Source organism: Variovorax sp. OV329 (genome assembly GCF_900114785.1).
Classification (GTDB): Bacteria; Pseudomonadota; Gammaproteobacteria; order Burkholderiales; family Burkholderiaceae_C; genus Variovorax.
In genome coordinates this window covers 121,416-141,065 of the sequence record NZ_FOUG01000004.1, presented here as the reverse complement: position 1 = coordinate 141,065, position 19,650 = coordinate 121,416, and the positions used below count along the sequence as shown (strand labels likewise).

Below are 19,650 nucleotides of genomic sequence, written 5' to 3'. Positions count from 1 at the left end.
CCACGTGCCCAGTCGGCATGGGCAAAGCGGAGCGCTCTTGATTAAGGGAGTCCTCAAGCCGCTACGAACTCATTCCACTTGCGGACCATGTACTCGTTCTCGTCCATCACCGCGTTCCAGCAGGCGATGCCGCCCATGCGCTGCTCGTAGCTGCCGCCGTCGCGCACCGCGCCGGCCTTGGCCAGCAGGTCGCCGTTGGGGCTCTTGATGTCCTGGCTGGCCGGCTTGCCTTCCATCCAGTAGGCCCACTCGTAGGCTTCCATCTTGGCCTTGGCGGTGTCGAGCACGGCGCTGTAGTAGCCCTGGCGATTGAGGTAGGCGCCGGCCCAGCCGTCCAGGAACCAGTTGATGAACTCGTAGGCGCCGTCCAGCTTCTTGCCCGACAGCGTGGCCGGCACGCCGAAGCCGGCGGCCCAGGCGCGATAGCCTTCCTTGAGCGGCTGGAACGTGCAGTCGATGCCCTTGGTGCGCACGGCGGTGACGGCCGGGCTCCACATCGACTGGATCACCACCTCGCCCGAGGCCATCAGGTTGACCGACTCGTTGAAGTCCTTCCACAGCGCGCGGAACTGGCCGGCCTTCTTGGCCTCGATCAGGGTCTTGATCGTCAGGTCGATCTCCGCCTTGGTCATGTTGCCCTTGTCGGCGTACTTGTGGATGCCCTTGGCCTCCACCACCATGGCCGCGTCCATGATGCCGATGGACGGGATGTTCAGGATGGCGGTCTTGCCCTTGAACTCGGGGTTGAGCAACTCGGCCCATGAGTTGATCGGGCGCTTGATCAGGTCGGGGCGGATGCCCAGCGTGTCGGCGTTGTAGACGGTGGGAATCAGCGTCATGAACTGCGTGGGCGTGGCGGAGAACTTCTTGCTCTTCTCGCCTTCCAGGAAGATCACCTTCTTGGGCGCGGTGCCCTGGTCGCCCACCTTCTTGCCCGCGACTTCGCCCTTGGTGAACAGCGGGGTGATCTTGTCGGCGTTCTTGATCTTCTTCGTGTCGATGCCCTTGAGGTTGCCGGTGGGCACGATCTTCTTGAGCGAGAAGTACTCGGTGTCGATCAGGTCGAAGCTGTTGGGGGCAGTGACGGCGCGCTTGGTGACGTCGTCGGTGGTGACGGCCACGTACTGGATCTCGATGCCGGTGTCGGCCTTGAACTTGTCGGCGATGGCCTTGTCCTGGTTCACCGCCGTGCCCAGGTAGCGCAGCACGATCTTTTCCTGCGCATGCACGAAGGGAGCGATGCCGGTGGCCAGGATGCCGGCCGTGCCCTGCAGCAGGCGGCGGCGCTGGATGCCGGAATGGTCAACAAGGGTGTCGTCGGACATGGAAGAAGCCCCCTCGGGTTGATGGTTCGGGTTGTGGTGATGGTTTTGAATCAACCGGCCATGGCGGCCAGTTCGTCGCGGCGCGTTTTGGGTGGCTGCGCCTTGCGTGGTGCCGGGCGCTGCGCACCGGGGCGAAGCACGCGCGCGTGGGCCTCGTCCCAGGACAGCAGCACCTGCTGGTCCAGCACGAAGGGACGGGCCAGGAAGTCGCTCTCGTGCAGCAGCACGGCGACCGACTTCGTCCCGGGTGGCGCCTCGGCCAGTTGCAGGCCCAGCAGCACGTAGGTGCCCTGGTACTCGACGTCGGTGATCGTGGCGGCAAGGCCGCTGGCGCCGGCCTGCTCGGCGGGCGCGATCTTCATGTGGTCGTTGCGCACCGCGATCGGGCCGGCGGCCGTCTGCAGCACGTTGTGGCCGCCCATGAAGCGGGCGACGAACTCGCTGCCCGGGAAGTTGTAGACCTCGTGCGGCGAGCCCACCTGCTCGATCAGGCCGTGGTTCATCACCACCATGGTGTCGGCCAGTGCCATGGCCTCTTCCTGCGAATGGGTGACGTGGATGAAGGTCAGGCCCAGCTCCTTCTGCCAGCGGCGCAGCTCGGCGCGCATCTGCACGCGCAGGAAGGGGTCCAGGGCCGAAAGGGGCTCGTCCAGCAACAGGACCCGGGGCTCGGTGATGAGGGCGCGGGCCAGCGCCACGCGCTGCTGTTGGCCGCCGGACAGTTCGCCCGGCTTTCGCTGCGCCAGGTGGCCCATGGCCACGCGCTCCAGCAGCTCGGCCGCGCGGCGGTGGCGCTCGGCCTTGGCCACGCCTTTCATCTTCAGGCTGAAGGCCACGTTGTCCAGCGCCGAGAGGTGCGGGAAGAGGGCGAAGCTCTGGAACATCATGGCCGTGCCGCGGGCGGCGGCCGCCAGGCGGGTGATGTTGCGGTTTTCCAGCAGGATGTCGCCGTGCGTCACCGTCTCGTGCCCGGCGATCATGCGCAGCGTGGTGCTCTTGCCGCAGCCCGAAGGACCCAGCAGGCAGCAGTAGCTGCCGCTGGCGATGCGCAGGTCGATCTGGTCGACGGCGGGCGGAATGTCGACCGAATATTGCTTGGTCAGCGCGACGATCTCGACCGCGGTGTTGGCTGCTGCGTCCATGGGGACGGCATCGCAAGACATGTGCCACCGCCGACGCACCTCGCTGGTGCGCGGCGGGGTTCAGCGCGGTGCGCGGGGCTGCCAGTACCGGTAGGTCCAGGCCGGCTGGAAGCCGGCGCGCCGGTACAGCGCCAGGGCCGCTTCATTGCCGGCCTCCACCTGGAGGAAGACGCGCTCGTAACCCCGGTCCAGCGCGGCCTGCGCCAGACCGGCCAGCACCCGGCCGGCCAGGCCGCGGCCGCGGGCCGACTGCTCGGTGCGCATGCCGTGCACGCCCGCCCATCCGTGGCCCAGCGAGACGGCGCCGGCGGCCAGGGTGGCGCCGTTCTCGTCGCGCACGCTGGCGAAGAGGTTGCCGCTGGCCCGGGTCAGCGACTGGACGCGGCAGGCGCCATCCACCGGGTCGAAGCCGGGGCCGAGGAAGACGCCGGTCCAGCCGCCATCGGGCGCCGCGCTCACCTCGGCCGGCTGGCCCTGGCTGACGCTGCGCATGGTGCGCAGGCTGCCGACCTGGGTGTGGGTCGGCCTGGCGCCGGCCAGCCCGCGTGCGGCCATCGCCTCCGCCATGCCGTCGAAGCAGGCGGCATCGGCCACCCGCAACTGCATCGGCAAGCCGCGGGCTTCATAACGCTCGGCGATGCGATCGAGCAGGCCGGCCGGGTCGCGTGGCGCCTCGTGGCGCAGCGGCACGGCGCTCCTGGCACGGCCGACCGTGCCGGGGTCCATGGGCAGCAGCCAGTGCCCCGCCTCCAGCGCCTCCACCCATTGCGGCGCGACGGCCTGCAAGGTGGCGCGCTCGATGGCCTCGGTGTCCGCGGCTGGCAGCCGCGGCGCGGCCGTCATGGCGCGGCCGGCGCCGTGAAGCGGGCGTTGGCCACCCCGCGCAGCAGCGCCACGCGCTGGCCGTTGGTGATCTCGCGCACCTGCTCGGCCACGTGGCGGGCGCGGGGCTTGTCGATCTGGCCTTCGCCGCGCCACTTCTGCAGCGTGGCGTCGGGGTCGCGCAGCATCGTGGCCATCCAGATCGCCTGGGCGGGTTCCAGCTGCCGGGCGGGGCGCTTGAAGTAGCGGCGCGCGGCGGCCTCGGCCCCGCACAGCCCTTCGCCCCAGGGTGCCATGTCCAGGTAGGCCTGCAGCAGGCGCTGCTTGCCGGGCGCGCGTTCGAGCTCGACCGCGTAGAGCATGTCGCGCAGCTGCTGGGCGGCCGGGTGGGGCAGGGGCGGGAGGATCAGGCGGGCCACCTGTTCGTTCAGCGTGGGCGCGGCCTGCGTCGGGGTGGCCAGAGTGCGCATCGCGCTGACTTTCTCGGCCTTGACGCCGCTCGGTTGCGCCACGGTGGGTGTCGCGGGGGCCTGGCTGCGCGCCAGGGTGGCGGATTCGTAGCCGGCGTGCTGGAAGAAGTCGGCGTCCAGCGCGGCCACCGCGCCGCGCATGAGCCAGGCGTCGCCGGCCAGCCTGGCCGAAACGCCGCAGCTGCCGGCGCGCGATTCGAGCAGGCCCTCGGCGCCCAGCCCGTCGACGCTGAACATCACCAGGCGCGGCTGCACGCTGAAGCTGCCCTCGGGCAGCATGAGCGTGGCGCGCAGGGAAGCGGTGCCGCCGATGCGCGCGCGCTGCAGCTCGGGCAGGGCGGGCACCAGCACCTGGTACCACTGGCCGATGGGCGCGTCGTCGATGTCGGCGGACAGGCTCAGCGTCTTCTGCGTGAGCCGGCCGTTCCAGCGGCCGCGCAGCTCGCTGGCGGTGGCGCCGGCGGGGGTGATGCGCAGGTTGCCGAACAGGGCATCGACGTCGCGCCGCGCGGTGAGCAGCAGGCGCTCCACCTGCACCGGCTTGTCGCCCAGCTCGGGCACGTTCAGGCTGCAGGGCTCGCAGCTCACTTCCTGCACGTTGGCTTCGGTCCAGCCGAAGCGCACCTTGCCGTAGCGGGTGTCGAAGGTGCGGCCGGCCATCTGCGGCGCGAACCAGGAGGCGGTGACCAGCCGCAGCACGGTGGGCACGCCCACATCGAAGCCGACCGGGCCGACGCTGACGCGCTGCGACCACTCCCCCTGCGCCGGCGCCAGCGCCAGCTTGACGATGAGCGCGATCGCGATGGCGGCCGTCACGCCCAGGGCCGCCAACACGTACAGCACGAAGCGCAGCACAACTTTCAAGAATCGCTCCCTCGGAACTTCCAGGCCCCGAGTGTGCGCGATCGAGCAGGTGGCGGCGTTGTGCCGGCGCCTCAGAAAGCGGACTTTTGGCCCGCCTCCTACAGGGCTATGTCAGAAGGGATAGTGCCGTTCGGTGGTCTGCACCGTGATCCAGCGCAGTTCGGTGAAGGCGTCGATGCCGGCGCGGCCGCCGAAGCGCCCCCAGCCCGAGCCCTTGACGCCGCCGAAGGGCATCTGCGCCTCGTCGTGCACCGTGGGGCCGTTGACATGGCAGATGCCCGATTCGATGCGGCGCGCCACGTTCATGGCGCGCGCCGTGTCGCGCCCGAACACCGCGGCCGACAGGCCGAACTCGTTGTCGTTGGCCACGCGCACCGCTTCGTCCTCGCCACGTACGCGCACGATGGCCTTCACCGGGGCGAAGGTTTCCTCGTGGTAGATGCGCATCTCGGGCGTGACGCGGTCGACCAGGGTGGCCGCCATCAGCGTGCTGTCGGCACGGCCGCCGATGACCAGCTTGGCACCCTTGGCCAGCGCATCGTCGATGAGCGCGTTGCAGCGCTCCACCGTGGCCATGTCGACCACCGAGCCCAGCACCACCGGGCCCTTGCGCGGATCGCCCAGCGGCAGTGCCGAGGCCTTGGAGGCGAGGCGGGCGACGAACTCGTCGGCGACCTTGTGGTCCACCACGATGCGCTCGGTGGACATGCAGATCTGCCCCGAGTTGGCGAAGGCGCCGAAGGCCGCGCCGTTCACTGCCGCGTCGATGTCGGCATCGTCCAGCACGATCAGCGGCGCCTTGCCGCCGAGTTCGAGCACCACCTGCTTGAGGTGCGTGGCGCAGGTCTGCGCGACCAGCTTGCCCACGCGGGTGGAGCCGGTGAAGTTGACCCGGCGCACGGCAGGGTGCGCCACCATGGCCTCGACCACGGCGGCCGCGTCCTGCGGCGCGTTGGTCACGAAGTTGACGACGCCCGGCGGCAGGCCGGCTTCCTGCAGCGCCTCGATGATCAGGCCGTGCGTGGCCGGGCTGATCTCCGAGCCCTTGAGCACCACCGTGTTGCCGCAGGCCAGCGGCACCGCCACGGCGCGCACGCCGAGGATGACGGGCGCGTTCCACGGCGCGATGCCCAGCACCACGCCGGCCGGCTGGCGCATCGCCATCGACAGGCTGCCGGGCACGTCGGAGGGAATCACCTGGCCGTCGATCTGCGTGGTGAGCGAGGCGGCCTCGGTCAGCATGCCCGCGGCCAGGTGCACGTTGAAGCCGGCCCACAGGCCCGAAGCGCCGGTCTCGCGCGCCATGGCGGCGGCGAACGCCTCGGCCTTGGCCTCCAGCGCATGGGCGGCCTTGAGCAGCAGCGCGCGGCGCGCACCGGGGCCCAGGGCCGACCAGGCGGGGAAGGCCTTGGCGGCGGCGTCGACGGCGGCGCGTGCATCGTCTGGCGTGGCGGCGGGCGCGGTGGTGGCCACGCTGCCGTCCAGCGGGTTGCGGCGCTCGAACACGGCACCGTCGCGCGCGGCCACGGTGCGGCCGTCGATCAGCATCGAAATGGCGGTCATGCGGTTTTCTCCAGAAGGAACAAGGAAATGATTCAGGCCGTGCCCAGGTAGGCGCGGCGGATGGCATCGGAAGCAAGCAGCTCCTTGGCGCCGTCGGCGGCGACGATGCGGCCGCGCTCCAGCACGTAGCCGCGGTCGGCCACCGAGAGCGCCTTGCGCACGTTCTGCTCGACCATGAGCACCGTCACGCCCTGCTGGCGCGCGATGCGCTGCACGATGGCCAGCAGCTCGTCGACCATGCGCGGCGCCAGGCCAAGCGAAGGCTCGTCCAGCATCAGCAGGCGCGGGGCGCTCATCATGGCGCGGGCCACCGCCACCATCTGCTGCTCGCCGCCGCTCATGGTGCCGGCCAGCTGCTGGTTGCGTTCCTTCAGGCGCGGGAAGTCCTCGAAGGCCTGCGCGAGGCGGCGCGGGCGCTCTCCGGCGGGCACCAGCCAGCCGCCCAGCTCCAGGTTCTCGCGCACCGTCATCTGGGGGAAGAGCTGGCGGCCTTCTGCCACCAGTGCGAGGCCGCGGCGCACGCAGGTGGTGGCGTCCTGCGGGGGCAGCAATGCGCCGTCCAGCAGCACCTCGCCATGGCGCGGCATCAGGCCGGCCAGTGCGCGCAGCAGGGTGGTCTTGCCAGCGCCGTTGGGGCCGAGGATGACGGTGATGCCCGGGCGCACCTCGATGTCGATGTCGCGCAGCACGGAGAAGCCGCTGTAGCCGGCGCCGAGACTCTTAACTTGCAGGTGGGCTTGTGCGCTCATTCGGATACCTCCGCCCTTCGGGCTGCGGTGGAAGCGCCCTTCGGAGCGGCCGCGCGGGGGCTCATGCCGCGGCCTCCTGCAGCTCGTCGCCCAGGTAGGCCTCGATGACCTGTGCATCGCGCACCACCTCTGCGGGTGTGCCGTCGGCGATCTTGCGTCCCTGGTGCAGCACCATCACGCGCTCCACGTACTTCAGGAGCGTGGCCACGGCGTGCTCGATCCACACCACCGACAGCTGCCACTCGTCGCGCAGCCGCCGGATGCGGCGTGCCATTGCGTCGACCTCCGCCTCGGTCAGGCCGGCGGCCACTTCGTCCAGCAGCAGCACGCGCGGACGCGTGCCCAGCGCCATGCCGATCTCCAGCAGGCGCTGTTGCGAGGGCGTGATGGCGCCGGCCGTCTGCGCCGCGAGCGTTTCGAGGCCGAGCATCGAGAGAATCTCCTCGACCGATCGCAGCCCTTGCGGCCCTTCGCGATGGCGCCCGGCGAACTGCATGCCGAAGCGCACGTTGTCCGCCACGCTCATGTCGGGAAACACGCGCGGCGTCTGGAAGGTGCGTGCGATGCCGTGCGCGGCGAAGTGGTGCGGCGCGTGGCCGGTGAGGTCGTCGCCCGCCACCAGCAGGCGGCCCGAGGTGGGCAGCACCACGCCGGAGATGGCGTTGAAGAAGGTGGTCTTGCCGGCGCCGTTGGGACCGATGATGCCCACCAGCTCGCCCGCGTCGAGCGTGGCGTTGACCGAGTCGACGGCGGTAAGGCCGCCGAAGCGCACGCTGAGTTGCTGGATATCGAGGAGGCGTTGTGCGTTCATGCCTTTCCCCCTTGCTTGCGTTGCCACAGCGACGCGAGGCCGTTGGGCAGGTACATCACGCACAGCACCAGCAGGAGGCCCAGCACCAGCATGTAGCCGTAGGGCAGTTGCAGGCGCAGCGTCTCGGCCAGCAGGCTGAAGACGATGGCCGCGGCGATGGGCCCGCCGAGGCTGGCCGCGCCGCCGATCAGCGCGATCAGCACCGTCTGGAAGCCGATGAAGGGATTGAACACGGCCGAGGGCTCGATGTAGGTCCAGCGCACCGCCATCGCCGCGCCCACGGCGCCGGCGAAAAGGGCCGAGAGCGCGAAGCCGAAGATCTTCATGCGTCGCGTGTCCACGCCCAACGTCTGCGCGCGCTGCTCGTCCGCGCCGATGCCGGCCAGCGCCAGGCCGAAGCGGCTCTTCTTCACCCACAGCGCGGTGCCGATGGCCAGGGCGGCGATCAGCAGCAGCGTGAGGTAGACGACATGGTTCTCGGGCACCACCGCCAGCACGCGGCCCACGGTGCCCGAGACCTGCTTCTCGACATAGGTGATGGCGTGGCGGATCAGCTCCGTCATGCCGAAGGTGAGCACCGCGAAGTAGGTGCCGCGCAGGTGCAGCACGGCCGCGCCCATCACGGCGGCGACGATGGCTGCCACCAGCGCGCCGCAGGCCACCACCAGCGGCCAGGGCAGCACGTCCAGCAGCACGGCGCTCGTATAGGCACCGACGCCGAAGAAGGCCGATGTGGCCAGCGAGAGGTAGCGGGTGGCCCCGCAGAACATCGACCAGCTGGTGGCCAGCGCGATGTACATGAGGCAGGCCAGGGCCAGCGACTGCAGGAAATCCGAGGCCACCCAGGGCACGGCGCCGGCGGCCAGCAGCACGGCCGCGGCGATGAGGATGCGCGACTTCACTTTTACTTTCGGGAGAAGAGGCCGTTGGGCCGCCAAAGCAGCACGGCGATGAACACACCGTAGGACAGCAGCATCTTCAGCGAGGGGCTGGAGAAGTGCATGCCCAGCGCCTCGACCAGGCCCAGCAGCAGGCCGCCGGCCAGGCTGCCCGCGATGGAGCCGAAGCCGCCCAGGGTGATGACGATGAGCGCGGTGACGGTGTAGGGCTCGCCCATCGAGGGCGTGATCTCGTAGGTCATCGACAGCAGCGCACCGGCCACGCCCGACAGGCCCAGGCCCACGCCGAACATCAGCGGATGCAGGCGCTTCGTGTTGATGCCCACCAGCTGCGCGCCGGTGGGCGACTGCATCAGCGCGCGCACCGCCTTGCCCAGCAGCGTGAACTTCAGCAGCGCGACGAAGCCCAGGCTCAGCGCCAGCGCGACCGCGAAGATCACCAGCTTGTTTTCGGTGAAGCGCATGCCCGCGAGTTCCACCGGCTGCGCCAGGTACTCGTAGCCGCGCAGGTCGCCGCCCCAGATGATCAGGGCCGCGTTCTGCACCGCGAACATGAGGCCGAAGCCCACCATGAGGCTGCGCGCCTCGAACACGTCGACGTTGGGCGCGCGCGCCGCGATCCCGCGGAAACACAGCACGTGGATCAGCATGCCCAGGGCGCCGAGCAGCACGAAGGCCAGCGGCATCAGCACGAATGGCGAGATGCCGAAGCTGGTGTGGGCCCACCAGGTGATGAAGGCACCGAGCATCAGGAACTCGCCGTGCGAGATGTTCATGATGCGCATGAGGCCGTACTGCAGGTTCAGCCCGATGGCCACCAGCGCATAGATGCCGCCGGTGATGAGACCGCCTGCCAGCAGCTCGGCCCAGGATACGAGGGACACGGGAGCGATGCCTTCCTTCGGTTCAGTGCGTCACTTCCACGCCGGCTTGGGCGTGACCAGCTTGGCGGTGGCGCGGTCCAGCGGCCACACCACCTCGAAGTCCGCGCCCTGCCACTGGCTCACGGTGCCGGGGATGGAGGCGTTCTCGCCACGCTCGAAGCGGATCGGGCCCAGGATGGTCTTGAATTCGTTCCTGGCGATCACCTCGCGCAGCGCCTTGCGGTCCAGGCCCGCGCGTGCCACGGCCTGCTGCATGATCTCCAGGCCGGCCCAGGCATGGCCGCTGGCCCAGCGGTCGGGTTCCTTGTTGAACTTCTTCACGTGTGCATCGAAGTAGGCCTTGGCGCCGGGGCTGGTCTTCACGTTCCACGAGCCCATGCCGATCACGCCCTCGGTGTTGGCCTGCATGACGTTCTTGTAGAGCTGGAAGGCGGTGCCCACCGAGGCGTAGAAATACTTGGGGTTGAAGCCGATCTCGCGCGACTGGCGGCTCACCAGCAGCGTGTCCGGCGGGTAGGTGATGCCGATGAAGGCGTCGGGGTTCAGGTCCTTGATGCCGCGCAGCACCGGTGCCAGGTCCTTCACGCCCAACGGGTAGCTCTTGCGCTCCACCACCTGGATGCCGGTCTTCTTCAGCGCGTTGTTGATGGCCGCGAAGTTCTCCAGGCCGAACAGGTCGTCCATGTAGACGATGGCGACGGTCTTCACCTGCTGGGCCACCAGCATGTCCACCAGCGCGCCCATCATCTTGTCGGGCTGCTGCAAGAGCGAGAAGAAGTAGGGCAGGTTCATGTCGATCAGCTTGCGCGACAGCGCGGTGGGCGCGAGCAGCGGGTAGCCGAAGCGGTTGGCCAGCGGCGCGATGGCGAAGTTGGCGCCCGAGCCCCAGGGCGGCAGGATCAGGTCGACCTTGTCGCTGCCCATCAGCTTCTCGTAGGTGCGCACGCAGGTCTCGGTCTCGCTGCGGTCGTCGTAGCCGATCAGCTCGATCTGCCGCTTGGCACCCTTCACGTCGAGCCCGCCCGCGGCGTTCACCTGCTCGGCCCACAGGAGGTAGTTGGGCTCCTGGCTGACCTGCGCGCCGGCCGCCCAAGGTCCCGTGCGAGCGATGGCGTAGCCGATCTTCACCGGGCCGCTCTGCGCGAACAGCTGCGGCGCGACGGCGGCAGCGCCCAGGGTGGTGGCGGCGCCCTGGATCCAGCGGCGGCGGGTGGGGTAGGTCATGGCGTGTCTCCTCGTTGGCGGCTCAAGCGGCCGCGTGAGGCGATCGTAGGAAGGGCCCGCCTGCGCTGCTGTGCCGCTGGCGCACAAAGCGCTTGTCCCAGCGCGCACGGCGCTCGGGGTTAACCCTGTCCGAAGGGGTATTCGGCGCGGCAACACAATCGCGCACTTGAACCAAGAGGAGTCGGGGCCGATGGCGGCATCCACCATGTTGAGCACCGATGTCGTCCCGCCGCGCGAGCGCGCGCCGCAGTGGCGCGAGTGGGTCTGGCAGCACTTCGGCGGGCTGGAGTCCGACCTGTACGGCGACACCGAGTTCGATGGCCACATCGCCGCGTCGCGCGCCGGCGAGGTGATCCTCACCCGGCTGGAGGCCAACCGCCACCGCGTGCTGCGCAGCGACCAGATGGCGCGCCACAGCGATGGGGGCTACCTGAAGATCGTGGCGCCCTGGCAGGGCAGCGCCGCGGTGGAGCAGAAGGGCCGCGAGGCCGCGGTGCGCAACGGTGCCTGGACCATCTACGACACCACCGGTGCCTACACCGTGGCCAACCCCGAGCGCACCGACCACCTGATCGTGATGGTGCCCAAGTCGCAGCTGGCGACTGCGGGGTTGCCGCTGGACCGCCTGATGGCGCGCCGCGTGGGTGGCGCCGGCGGCATCTCGCGCGTGGCGCTGGAGGCCATGCGCAACACCTACCAGGAGCTGCCCAACATGAGCGAGGCGGCGGCGCGCGGCGCGGGCGAGCTGATCGTGCAGCTGGTGCGCCTGTCGCTGATGGAGCTGGCGGGGCAGGAGACGGCGCTGACGCAACGCGAGGCACTGAAGGACCGCATCCGTGCCCACGTGGCCGCGCACCTGCGCGACCCGCAGCTGTCCATCGACAGCATCGCCGTGGCCCTGCACTGCAGCAAGCGCCACCTGCACAACGCCTTCGCCGACGAGGACGACACGCTCAATGCCTACATCCTGCGCCAGCGCCTGGCGGCCTGCATGCGCGCGCTGCAGGACCCGGCCCATGCGCGGCTGGGCATCACCGACATCGCGATGGCCTCGGGCTTCAACAACCTCTCGCACTTCAGCCGGGTGTTCAAGCAGGAGACCGGTGGCAGCCCGAGCGAGTTCAGGCGGCGCGTGGGGCTGGATCACGCCTGAGCTGCCGGCCATGCGGAGGTCATCGCGGCTGGCGATACTCGGGCCATGAACGACCGCGCCGATCCTTCACCTGCCCACTCTTCGACTTCACCCGCCCACTCTTCGACGTCGGGCATCGATCCCGCTGGCGCGCCACAGCCCGTGCCATTCGGCGAGGCTTTGCGCTTCTGGCTCAAGCTGGGTTTCATCAGCTTCGGCGGACCGGCGGGGCAGATCGCGATCATGCACAGCGAACTGGTGGAGCGGCGCCGGTGGATCAGCGAGAAGCGCTTCCTGCATGCGCTGAACTACTGCATGCTGCTGCCCGGGCCCGAGGCGCAGCAGCTGGCCACCTACATCGGCTGGCTCATGCACCGCACCTGGGGCGGCATCGTGGCGGGGGCGCTGTTCGTGCTGCCCTCGCTGTTCATCCTGATCGCGCTGTCGTGGATCTACCTGCGCTTCGGCGACGTGCCGCTGGTGGCGGGCATCTTCTACGGCATCAAGCCGGCCGTGACGGCGCTGGTGCTGCATGCGGCGCACCGCATCGGCACGCGGGCGCTGCGCAACGCTTATATGTGGTGCATCGCGGCGGCGGCCTTCGTGGCCATCTTCGCCTTCGACCTGCCCTTTCCGGCCATCGTGCTGGCGGCGGGGCTGATCGGCTTCTTCGGCGCACGCTGGGCGCCTCAGGTGTTCGCGCTCGGCGGCGGAAAGTCGAACGGGCAGGCCAGCTACGGCGCAGCGCTGATCGACGACCACACGCCCACGCCGGCGCATGCGCGCTTCTCGCGCGCACGTCTGGTGCGGCTGGTGCTGGCCGGCCTCGGGCTGTGGGGCGCCGCCATGGGCGCGCTGCTGGTCGCCCAGGGCTGGCAAGGCACGCTCACGCAGATGGGCTGGTTCTTCACCAAGGCGGCGATGCTCACCTTCGGCGGCGCGTATGCCGTGCTGCCCTATGTCTACCAGGGCGCGGTGGAGCAGCACCACTGGCTCAGCGGTGCGCAGATGATCGACGGCCTGGCGCTGGGCGAGACCACGCCGGGGCCGCTCATCATGGTCGTGGCCTTCGTCGGCTTCGTCGGCGGCTGGATCAAGCAGGTGCTGGGGCCGGACGCGCTCTTCCTCGGTGGCGCGCTGGCCGCGACGGTGGTGACCTTCTTCACTTTCCTGCCCTCCTTCCTCTTCATCCTCATCGGCGGGCCGCTGGTGGAGGCCACGCACGGCAAGCTGGGCTTCACCGCGCCGCTGTCGGCGATCACCGCGGCGGTGGTGGGCGTGATCCTCAACCTGGCGCTCTTCTTCTGCTGGCACGTGCTGTGGCCGCAGGGCGCGGGCGGACGCTTCGACGTGGTGGCGGCGCTCATCGCCGTCGCTGCAGCGGTGGCGCTGTTCCGCTTCAAGTTGGGCGTGATGCCGCTGCTGGGTGCGTGTGCGCTGATCGGGCTGCTGGTCACGCTGGCGCTGCCGCGCTGAACGCGGCCTTGCGCTTCACTGAAGCGGCTGCGCCACCGTCACGGCCTGCCAGGACCCGCTGGACTGGCCGGCCACCGCCGCCCAGTACCAGGCCGAGCTGTCGGTGAACGCGTTGCCGCGGGCATCGACGATGCGCTCGCACACCTTCAGCTGCGGCTCGCTGCCGCGCGCGGCGACGAAGCAGCGCCACATGCGCTGCTCGGCGTCCTTCACGAGCCTGGCCTGCTCGATGCGGTAACCCAGTGCGCGGTAGCAGTCAGTGGCCGGATGCAGCATGCGCGTGGGCGTATCGACCCGGCGCAGCACCAACGTCTGCCGGCCGTCGGTCAGGCGTGCGATGGCGCCGGGAAAGTGCTGCGCGAAGCGTTGCTCCACCGCGCTGAGCGCCAGCGGCCGCAGCGGCTCGCCTTCCCATTGCGATGGCCACTCCTGGAAGCGCGGCGCTTGCGACTGCTGCGCATCGGCCGGCGCGAGCACGGCCTGCGCGGCCGACCAGGCGATGCAGGCCAGCATGGCCACGCCGAAGGCGGACTTGTGGCCGATGCGGTTGATGAAGCGGTTGTCGAAGAACTGCAGGAAGGGCTTCATGGTGACTGGCTCTCTTCTTTCTCAATGCGCCGGCGTGGCGTGGATGTGCATGGCGTCGGTCCGGGCCTTCTTGCGATTGCGGCGCAGCGGCGCCATCAGCCAGGCGATTTCCACGCAAGCAGCCGCCAGCACCGCGAGGCCGATGGCCTGGTGCCATGCATCGCCCAGCGGCAGGCCCGCGCCTTCGAAGGCCACCAGCACGCTGTTGCGCAGTACGTTGGCGCCCAGCACCACCAGGCCCACCCAGGGCAGGTGCGTGAGAAAGCCGCGATTGCTGCGGCCCACCCACAGCGCCACCACGCAGGCGACGAAATAACCGCACCACGCCATCTGCACGCCGGAGCAGGGCGCATCCACGATCACCAGGTGGCCGTCGACGAGCAGGCTCGCGGCCTCGCGCTGTACCTCGGTGAAGAAGGGCGAAAGCATCCAGCGGCTGGCCTCGGCGGTGATCACACGCAGCGGATAGCCGGCATAGAACTGCATCGAGGACAGGACGGGCAGGGCCAGCACCGCCAGACCCAGCACCGGCGCCGATGCCACGCGGCGCGGCATCAGCGCCACCAGGCTGGCCGCCAGGGCCAGCAGCGCAACCAGCGAAGCCAGCAGCGGTGGCAACGCGTGCATGGGTCCGAGGCCGGTGCGCAGCAGGGTGGCGAGGATGGTGCCAGCGCCTGCCAGTGCAAGCCAGCCCAGGCGCGGCGCGCAGCGCAGTTCGTGGCGCACCTGCCAGACCAGCACGGCCAGTGCGCCTAGCGCGAGCACGCCCATCGGATCGTCGGAGCCATCCACCAGCCGGCGGCCCATCCACCACCAGGTGGGCATGAGCGCCGCGGCCTGCAGCGCGAGCCAGCCGAAGGCGGGAATGCGGTCGATGCGGATCAGTTCATCGAACAGCCGTGGATGGCGCTGGGCCAGTGCGCTGAGTGTCATGTCGGATTTCTTTCGTTGCGTTGTCAAAGGCTCAGCTGGTCAGGCGGCGGCCGTCGTTGCGGCGGGCGCGCCGGCGCAGCATGGCCAGCATCGACAGCACCACCGCGATGGCGCCCAGCGTCTCGGGCTCAGGCGTGCCGGGCACCTCGGCGCCGCTGCTCGCCGGCTGGGCCAGCGCGAGTTCGCTCACGCCCTTGGGCAGCGGCTGCGGCTGGTCGACGCGCGTGCTGGCGCCCGGCGTGGTATTGCGCACCACCTGGTCGACAGCGATGAAGCTGGTGTATTGCGTGAGCAGGCCGTAGCGCAGGCCCAGTGCGGTGATGTCCTCGCGCAGCGAGCCGCTGCCTTCCAGCGATTCCTGGTCCTGCAGCGCGGCGATGCGGTGGCGCGCCCAGAGGCTGCGCAGCGCCACGGCGTCGGGCCGAAGGCTCTTCGAATCCGCTGGCAAAGCCTGGTGCCACGGGCCTTCGGCGCTCTGCCCTTGCACCACCAGGCGGCCCTTGGGCTGGCCGCGCCACTTTCCGAAGATCACCACCGGGCGCTCGCCCAGCACGTCGGGCAGGGCATGGGGCTCCACGTCGTAGGCATCGAGGCCCTCGAAGCGTGCGTGCACCTGGGTGAGCACCGGCGATTCGATCATGCGGCGAAAGCGAGCCGCCTCGCGCGCGGCCTGCATCGGGTCGGTGATGACGAAGGGCTCGCCCATGCCGGCGCGGGCCAGGCCCTCGATGAGCTCGCGATTCACCGAGCTGCCGATGCCGAAAGCAAACAGGTTGGCCTTCGACAAGTTCCTGCGCACCAGCTCGAAGGCCTCGCGCTCCACCGTGACGTAGCCGTCGGTCACCACCACCACGGTGCGGGAGACCTTCTCCGCTTTGGGCTCCTCGTACACGCGGCGAAGGGCAGGGATGAGCTCGGTGCTGCCGCTGCCCGAATAGCTCTTGATGACTTCCAGCGCCTGCTCGATGTTGGCGCGGCTGGCCGGCACCGGGTGCGGCGACAGCATCCTGTTGCTGCCCGAGAAGAACAGCACGTTGAAGGTATCGCTGGGCCGCAGGCCGCTCAGCAGCCGCTGCAGCATGGCCTTGGCGGTGTCCAGCGGAAAGCCGTGCATGGAGCCGGAGATGTCCACCACGAAGATGTAGTCGCGCGGCGAGACGGCCTCGGCAGGTACCGAGCGCGGCGGCTGCACCATGGCCAGGAAGAAGTTCTCCGCGTTCGGGCCCTGGCCCGGGTAGAGCATCAGGCCCGACTCGATGTGCTCGCCGGCCAATCGAAAGTCCAGCACGAAGTCGCGGTCGTTGGCCGGCTCGCCGCTGCGGGCCAGCGCGACCTGCGCATGCCGGCCTTCATCGCCTTGCGTGACGTCGATGGCATGCGTGGCCGAGCGCAGTTCGCGGATGGCGATGGGCGTGTCGATGGCGAGCTTCATCGAGAAGGCGGCGCTCGATGCCACGCCGGCGCGCAGCGTGGGCTGCGACACCCAGGCGGCCTGTGCCTGTTCCGAGCGCGGGCTGTTGTAGCGCGGGCCCACCACCGTCGGGAAGACGAACTGGTAGCTGCCGGCCTGGGGCACCAGCAGCTCGTTGTAGCGCAGCTCCACCTGCACCTCGTCGCCGGGCAGGATGTTGGCCACCTTCATCTGGAACACGTTGGGCAGGTGCTGCTCCAGCAGGGCCGCGGTCTTTCCTTCCTGCTTCGCCTGGTCGTATTCCTGCCGCGCCTTCTGCTTCTCGCGGATCTGCGCCTCGATCACGCGCTCGGCCAGGCGCACCGTGAGGCCGTTCACCGCGGCGCGGGTGGAGCCCGGGAAGACGTAGCTGGCCTCGATGGGCCGCGTGCCTTCGTTGCGGTAGGTCTGGGTGACGCGCACGTCGGCGATCACGCCGGCGATCTTCACGTCCACCGCGGTGGCCTTGAGCGGCAGCTGGTCCACCGAGGGGTCGTCGCTCTTGACGAAGAAATAGGGGCTCTCGGTCTTCTGGCGCGGCTGTCGCTCCTGCGCCTCTACCGGGTTGGCCAGCAGCATCAGGAAGCACAGGCTGGCCATCAGCAGGGTGCCCAGCCACAGCCGGCGGGCGCGGCGCTCGTCTTGTTCCATGTCGTCGTCCTCTTGTTCTTGAGATGGAAACCGCGCGGATTGCGCGGCGACGCCACTTTGGAACGCGGATTCGAAGCCCGTAGGAAGGCTTCTTGAAACGACTTATCCTTGTGTGAAGTCCATGTGAAGCCGGCTGTTGCAGGACTTCACACCCGCTTCAGGCCAGCAGGCGAACATCGAGCCCATCGTCATTCGGCGAGGATCCACGCTGTGCCCGGGCAAAACTCCAACTCCAAAGATTCGACCTTGATCAACAACAAGAAAGCCCTCTTGAAATGGGCCGCCCTCGTGCTGGGCGGCGTGGTGCTGGCCGTGCTGCTGGTGGCCGGCGTGGCGGTGGCGCTGGTGGCGCCCAGCCTGCCCGACGTGAAGCAGCTGGCCGACTACCAGCCCAAGCTGCCGCTGCGTGTGCTCACATCCGATGGCGTGGTGATCGGCGAGTTCGGCGACGAACGCCGGCAGCTGGTGCCGCTGGCGCAAATACCGAAGTCCATGAAGGACGCGGTCATCGCGGTCGAGGACGCGCGCTTCTACGAGCACGGCGGCCTCGACACCGTCGGCATCACGCGTGCCATGGTCTCGAACCTGATGCACGGCATGCGCCAGGGCGCCTCCACCATCACGCAGCAGGTGGCGCGCAACGTGTACCTGTCGTCAGAGCGCACCTTCAGCCGCAAGCTGAAGGAGGCGTTGATCGCGCTGCGGCTGGAGCAGGAACTCTCCAAGGACCAGATCCTGGAGATCTACCTCAACCAGATCTACCTGGGCCAGCGCGCCTACGGCTTCGCCGCTGCGTCGGAGGCCTACTTCGGCAAGCCGCTCAAGGACATCACGCTGGCCGAGGCCGCGATGCTGGCTGGCCTGCCCAAGGCGCCGGGCGCGAACAACCCGGTGGCCAATCCACGGCGCGCGCGGGCGCGGCAGCTCTACGTGCTGGACCGCATGCAGTCGCTGGGCTTCGCCACCGCCGAGCAGGTGGGCAAGGCCAAGGAGGAACAACTCGCACTGCGCGGCGTGAACAACCCCGATCGCCTGCATGCCGAGTACGTGGCCGAGATGGTGCGCCAGCAGATGGTGGCGCAGTACGGCGACAGCGCCTATGTGCGCGGCCTCACGGTGACCACCAGCCTGGTCGCCGCCGACCAGGCCGCCGCCTACCAGGCGCTGCGCCGCGGCATCCTGGACTACGAGCGCCGCCAGCCCTGGCGCGGCCCCGAGGCCACGGTGAAGGTGCCGGAAGACGCCGCCGCGCAGGACGATGCCATCGACGATGCGCTGGCCACCCGCCCCGACGACGGCGAGGTGCTCGCGGTGGTGGTGCTGGAGGCCTCGCCCAAGCAGGTGACGGCCGTGGGCCGCGACGGCGAGGAGATCAAGCTCGGCGGCGATGGCCTGCGCCTGATCCAGACGGGTCTGTCCACGCGTGCCGATGCCCGCCAGCGCGTGGCGCGCGGCGCGGTGCTGCGCGTGACGAAGAACGCCAAGGGCGCCTGGGAAGTCGTGCAGCTGCCGGAAGTGGAGGGCGCCTTCGTCAGCCTGGATCCGCGCGACGGTGCCATCAAGTCGCTCGTGGGCGGCTTCGACTTCGGCCAGAACCAGTTCAACCACGTGACCCAGGCCTGGCGCCAGCCGGGTTCCAGCTTCAAGCCCTTCATCTACTCGGCGGCACTGGAGAAGGGCTTTGCGCCCGCCACCATGGTCAACGACGGCCCGCTCTTCTTCGACCGCGGCACCACCGGCGGCCAGCCCTGGGAGCCGAAGAATTCCGACGGCAACTTCGAAGGCCCCATGACCATCCGGACCGCACTGCAGAAGTCCAAGAACATGGTGACCATCCGCGTGCTGCAGTCCATCGGCACCAACTACGCGCAGGAATGGTCCGGCCGCTTCGGCCTGGACGCCGACAAGCAGCCGCCCTACCTGCCCATGGCGCTGGGCGCCGGCTCGGTCACGCCGATGCAGATGGCCACCGCCTACGGCGTGTTCGCCAACGGCGGCTACCTGGTCAAGCCCGCGCTGGTCAGCAAGGTGGTGGAGCGCGGCGACAAGGTGCTGTTCGAGGCCGCACCGCCGGTGCTGGACGACAGCACGCGCGCCATCCCGGAGCGCAATGCCTACGTGATGCGCACGCTGCTGCAGAGCGTGGTGAAGAACGGCACGGCAGCGCGCGCCTACCAGGCGCTGCGCCGCGACGACATCTACGGCAAGACCGGCACCACCAACGATTCCTACGACACCTGGTTCGCCGGCTTCCAGCCCAGCCGCGTGGGCATCGTCTGGATCGGCTACGACACGCCGCGCCAGCTGGGCGTGCGCGGCGAGACCGGCGGCAGCCTGAGCCTGCCGGTGTGGACCGCCTACATGCAGAAGGTTCTCAAGGGCGTGCCGGTGGAGAAGTCCACCGTGCCCAAGGGCGTGTTGCTGGCCGAAGGCGAGTGGTACTACGACGACTACCCGCCCGGCACCGCGGTCGCCGGGCTGGACGTGGACACGGCGCCGGCCCTGGGCAGCATTCCCCCTGGTGGCGTGCCCGCGGGTGCGGTCCCGGGCTTCGGCAGCAGCCCACCTGCGGAGGCGGGAGGAACGCAGGGGCAGGCGCCGAAGCAGCCCGCGCAGACGCAGGATCGCAACTGGATCCTGGATCTGTTCAGGCGTTGATCGCGGCCT

16 protein-coding genes are annotated in these 19,650 nt (G+C 69.5%); 3 read left to right on the top strand and 13 right to left on the bottom strand.

The features are described 5' to 3' along the window. Positions 1-53: 53 nt before the first annotated feature. From BM345_RS08070 to BM345_RS08025, 10 genes are all read right to left on the bottom strand, one after another. Positions 54-1,325, bottom strand: a complete 1,272-nt coding sequence (locus BM345_RS08070) for an ABC transporter substrate-binding protein (RefSeq protein WP_093377675.1) — start codon at positions 1,323-1,325, stop codon at positions 54-56. Positions 1,326-1,375: 50 nt separating this feature from the next. Then, on the bottom strand, positions 1,376-2,467 hold the full coding sequence (locus tag BM345_RS08065) for an ABC transporter ATP-binding protein (RefSeq protein ID WP_093377673.1): 1,092 nt from the start codon (positions 2,465-2,467) through the stop codon (positions 1,376-1,378). 60 nt (positions 2,468-2,527) lie between these two features. Beyond that, positions 2,528-3,310, bottom strand: coding sequence for a GNAT family N-acetyltransferase (locus tag BM345_RS08060; protein ID WP_093377670.1), 783 nt, complete (start codon positions 3,308-3,310; stop codon positions 2,528-2,530). Next, positions 3,307-4,614: a transglycosylase domain-containing protein gene (locus BM345_RS08055; protein ID WP_254789662.1), complete on the bottom strand. Its 1,308-nt coding sequence runs from the start codon at positions 4,612-4,614 to the stop codon at positions 3,307-3,309. The genes BM345_RS08060 and BM345_RS08055 overlap by 4 nt, the downstream gene beginning before the upstream one ends. Before the next feature lie 120 nt (positions 4,615-4,734). Next, positions 4,735-6,186, bottom strand: coding sequence for an aldehyde dehydrogenase (locus BM345_RS08050; RefSeq protein ID WP_093377665.1), 1,452 nt, complete (start codon positions 6,184-6,186; stop codon positions 4,735-4,737). A 32-nt stretch (positions 6,187-6,218) separates the two neighbouring features. Continuing rightward, entirely contained in the window at positions 6,219-6,935 is a 717-nt protein-coding gene (locus tag BM345_RS08045) for an ABC transporter ATP-binding protein (RefSeq protein ID WP_093377663.1), read from the bottom strand. A gap of 61 nt (positions 6,936-6,996) precedes the next feature. Next, positions 6,997-7,746 carry an ABC transporter ATP-binding protein gene (locus BM345_RS08040; RefSeq protein WP_093377660.1) on the bottom strand — a complete coding sequence of 250 codons (750 nt, stop codon included), beginning with the start codon at positions 7,744-7,746 and terminating at the stop codon, positions 6,997-6,999. Next, entirely contained in the window at positions 7,743-8,648 is a 906-nt protein-coding gene (locus BM345_RS08035) for a branched-chain amino acid ABC transporter permease (protein ID WP_093377658.1), read from the bottom strand. Before BM345_RS08035 ends, BM345_RS08040 begins: the two co-directional genes overlap by 4 nt. Before the next feature lie 2 nt (positions 8,649-8,650). Further along, complete coding sequence (locus BM345_RS08030) at positions 8,651-9,529, bottom strand: branched-chain amino acid ABC transporter permease (RefSeq protein WP_093377655.1); 879 nt, start codon at positions 9,527-9,529, stop codon at positions 8,651-8,653. Positions 9,530-9,559: 30 nt separating this feature from the next. Further along, entirely contained in the window at positions 9,560-10,753 is a 1,194-nt protein-coding gene (locus BM345_RS08025) for an amino acid ABC transporter substrate-binding protein (RefSeq protein WP_093377653.1), read from the bottom strand. 190 nt (positions 10,754-10,943) lie between these two features. On the opposite strand from BM345_RS08025, the gene BM345_RS08020 reads away from it, so the two are divergent. Continuing rightward, positions 10,944-11,906 carry an AraC-like ligand-binding domain-containing protein gene (locus BM345_RS08020; RefSeq protein WP_093377650.1) on the top strand — a complete coding sequence of 321 codons (963 nt, stop codon included), beginning with the start codon at positions 10,944-10,946 and terminating at the stop codon, positions 11,904-11,906. A 45-nt stretch (positions 11,907-11,951) separates the two neighbouring features. Then, entirely contained in the window at positions 11,952-13,361 is a 1,410-nt protein-coding gene (gene chrA / locus BM345_RS08015; RefSeq protein ID WP_093377648.1) for a chromate efflux transporter, read from the top strand. Between the two features lie 15 nt (positions 13,362-13,376). Here the strand turns inward: chrA and BM345_RS08010 are convergent, their stop codons facing one another. Genes BM345_RS08010 through BM345_RS08000 form a run of 3 tightly spaced genes read right to left on the bottom strand, consistent with a single transcriptional unit; the run spans position 13,377 to position 16,983 of the window. Further along, a complete protein-coding gene (locus BM345_RS08010; RefSeq protein WP_093377645.1) occupies positions 13,377-13,949 on the bottom strand; it encodes a hypothetical protein in 573 nt (190 codons plus the stop codon). A 21-nt stretch (positions 13,950-13,970) separates the two neighbouring features. Then, positions 13,971-14,882, bottom strand: a complete 912-nt coding sequence (gene xrtQ / locus BM345_RS08005; protein WP_093377643.1) for an exosortase Q — start codon at positions 14,880-14,882, stop codon at positions 13,971-13,973. 31 nt (positions 14,883-14,913) lie between these two features. Further along, entirely contained in the window at positions 14,914-16,983 is a 2,070-nt protein-coding gene (locus BM345_RS08000) for a VIT and vWA domain-containing protein (RefSeq protein ID WP_093377640.1), read from the bottom strand. A gap of 246 nt (positions 16,984-17,229) precedes the next feature. On the opposite strand from BM345_RS08000, the gene BM345_RS07995 reads away from it, so the two are divergent. Next, positions 17,230-19,641: a penicillin-binding protein 1A gene (locus BM345_RS07995; protein WP_254789647.1), complete on the top strand. Its 2,412-nt coding sequence runs from the start codon at positions 17,230-17,232 to the stop codon at positions 19,639-19,641. The last annotated feature ends 9 nt before the right edge of the window (positions 19,642-19,650 follow it).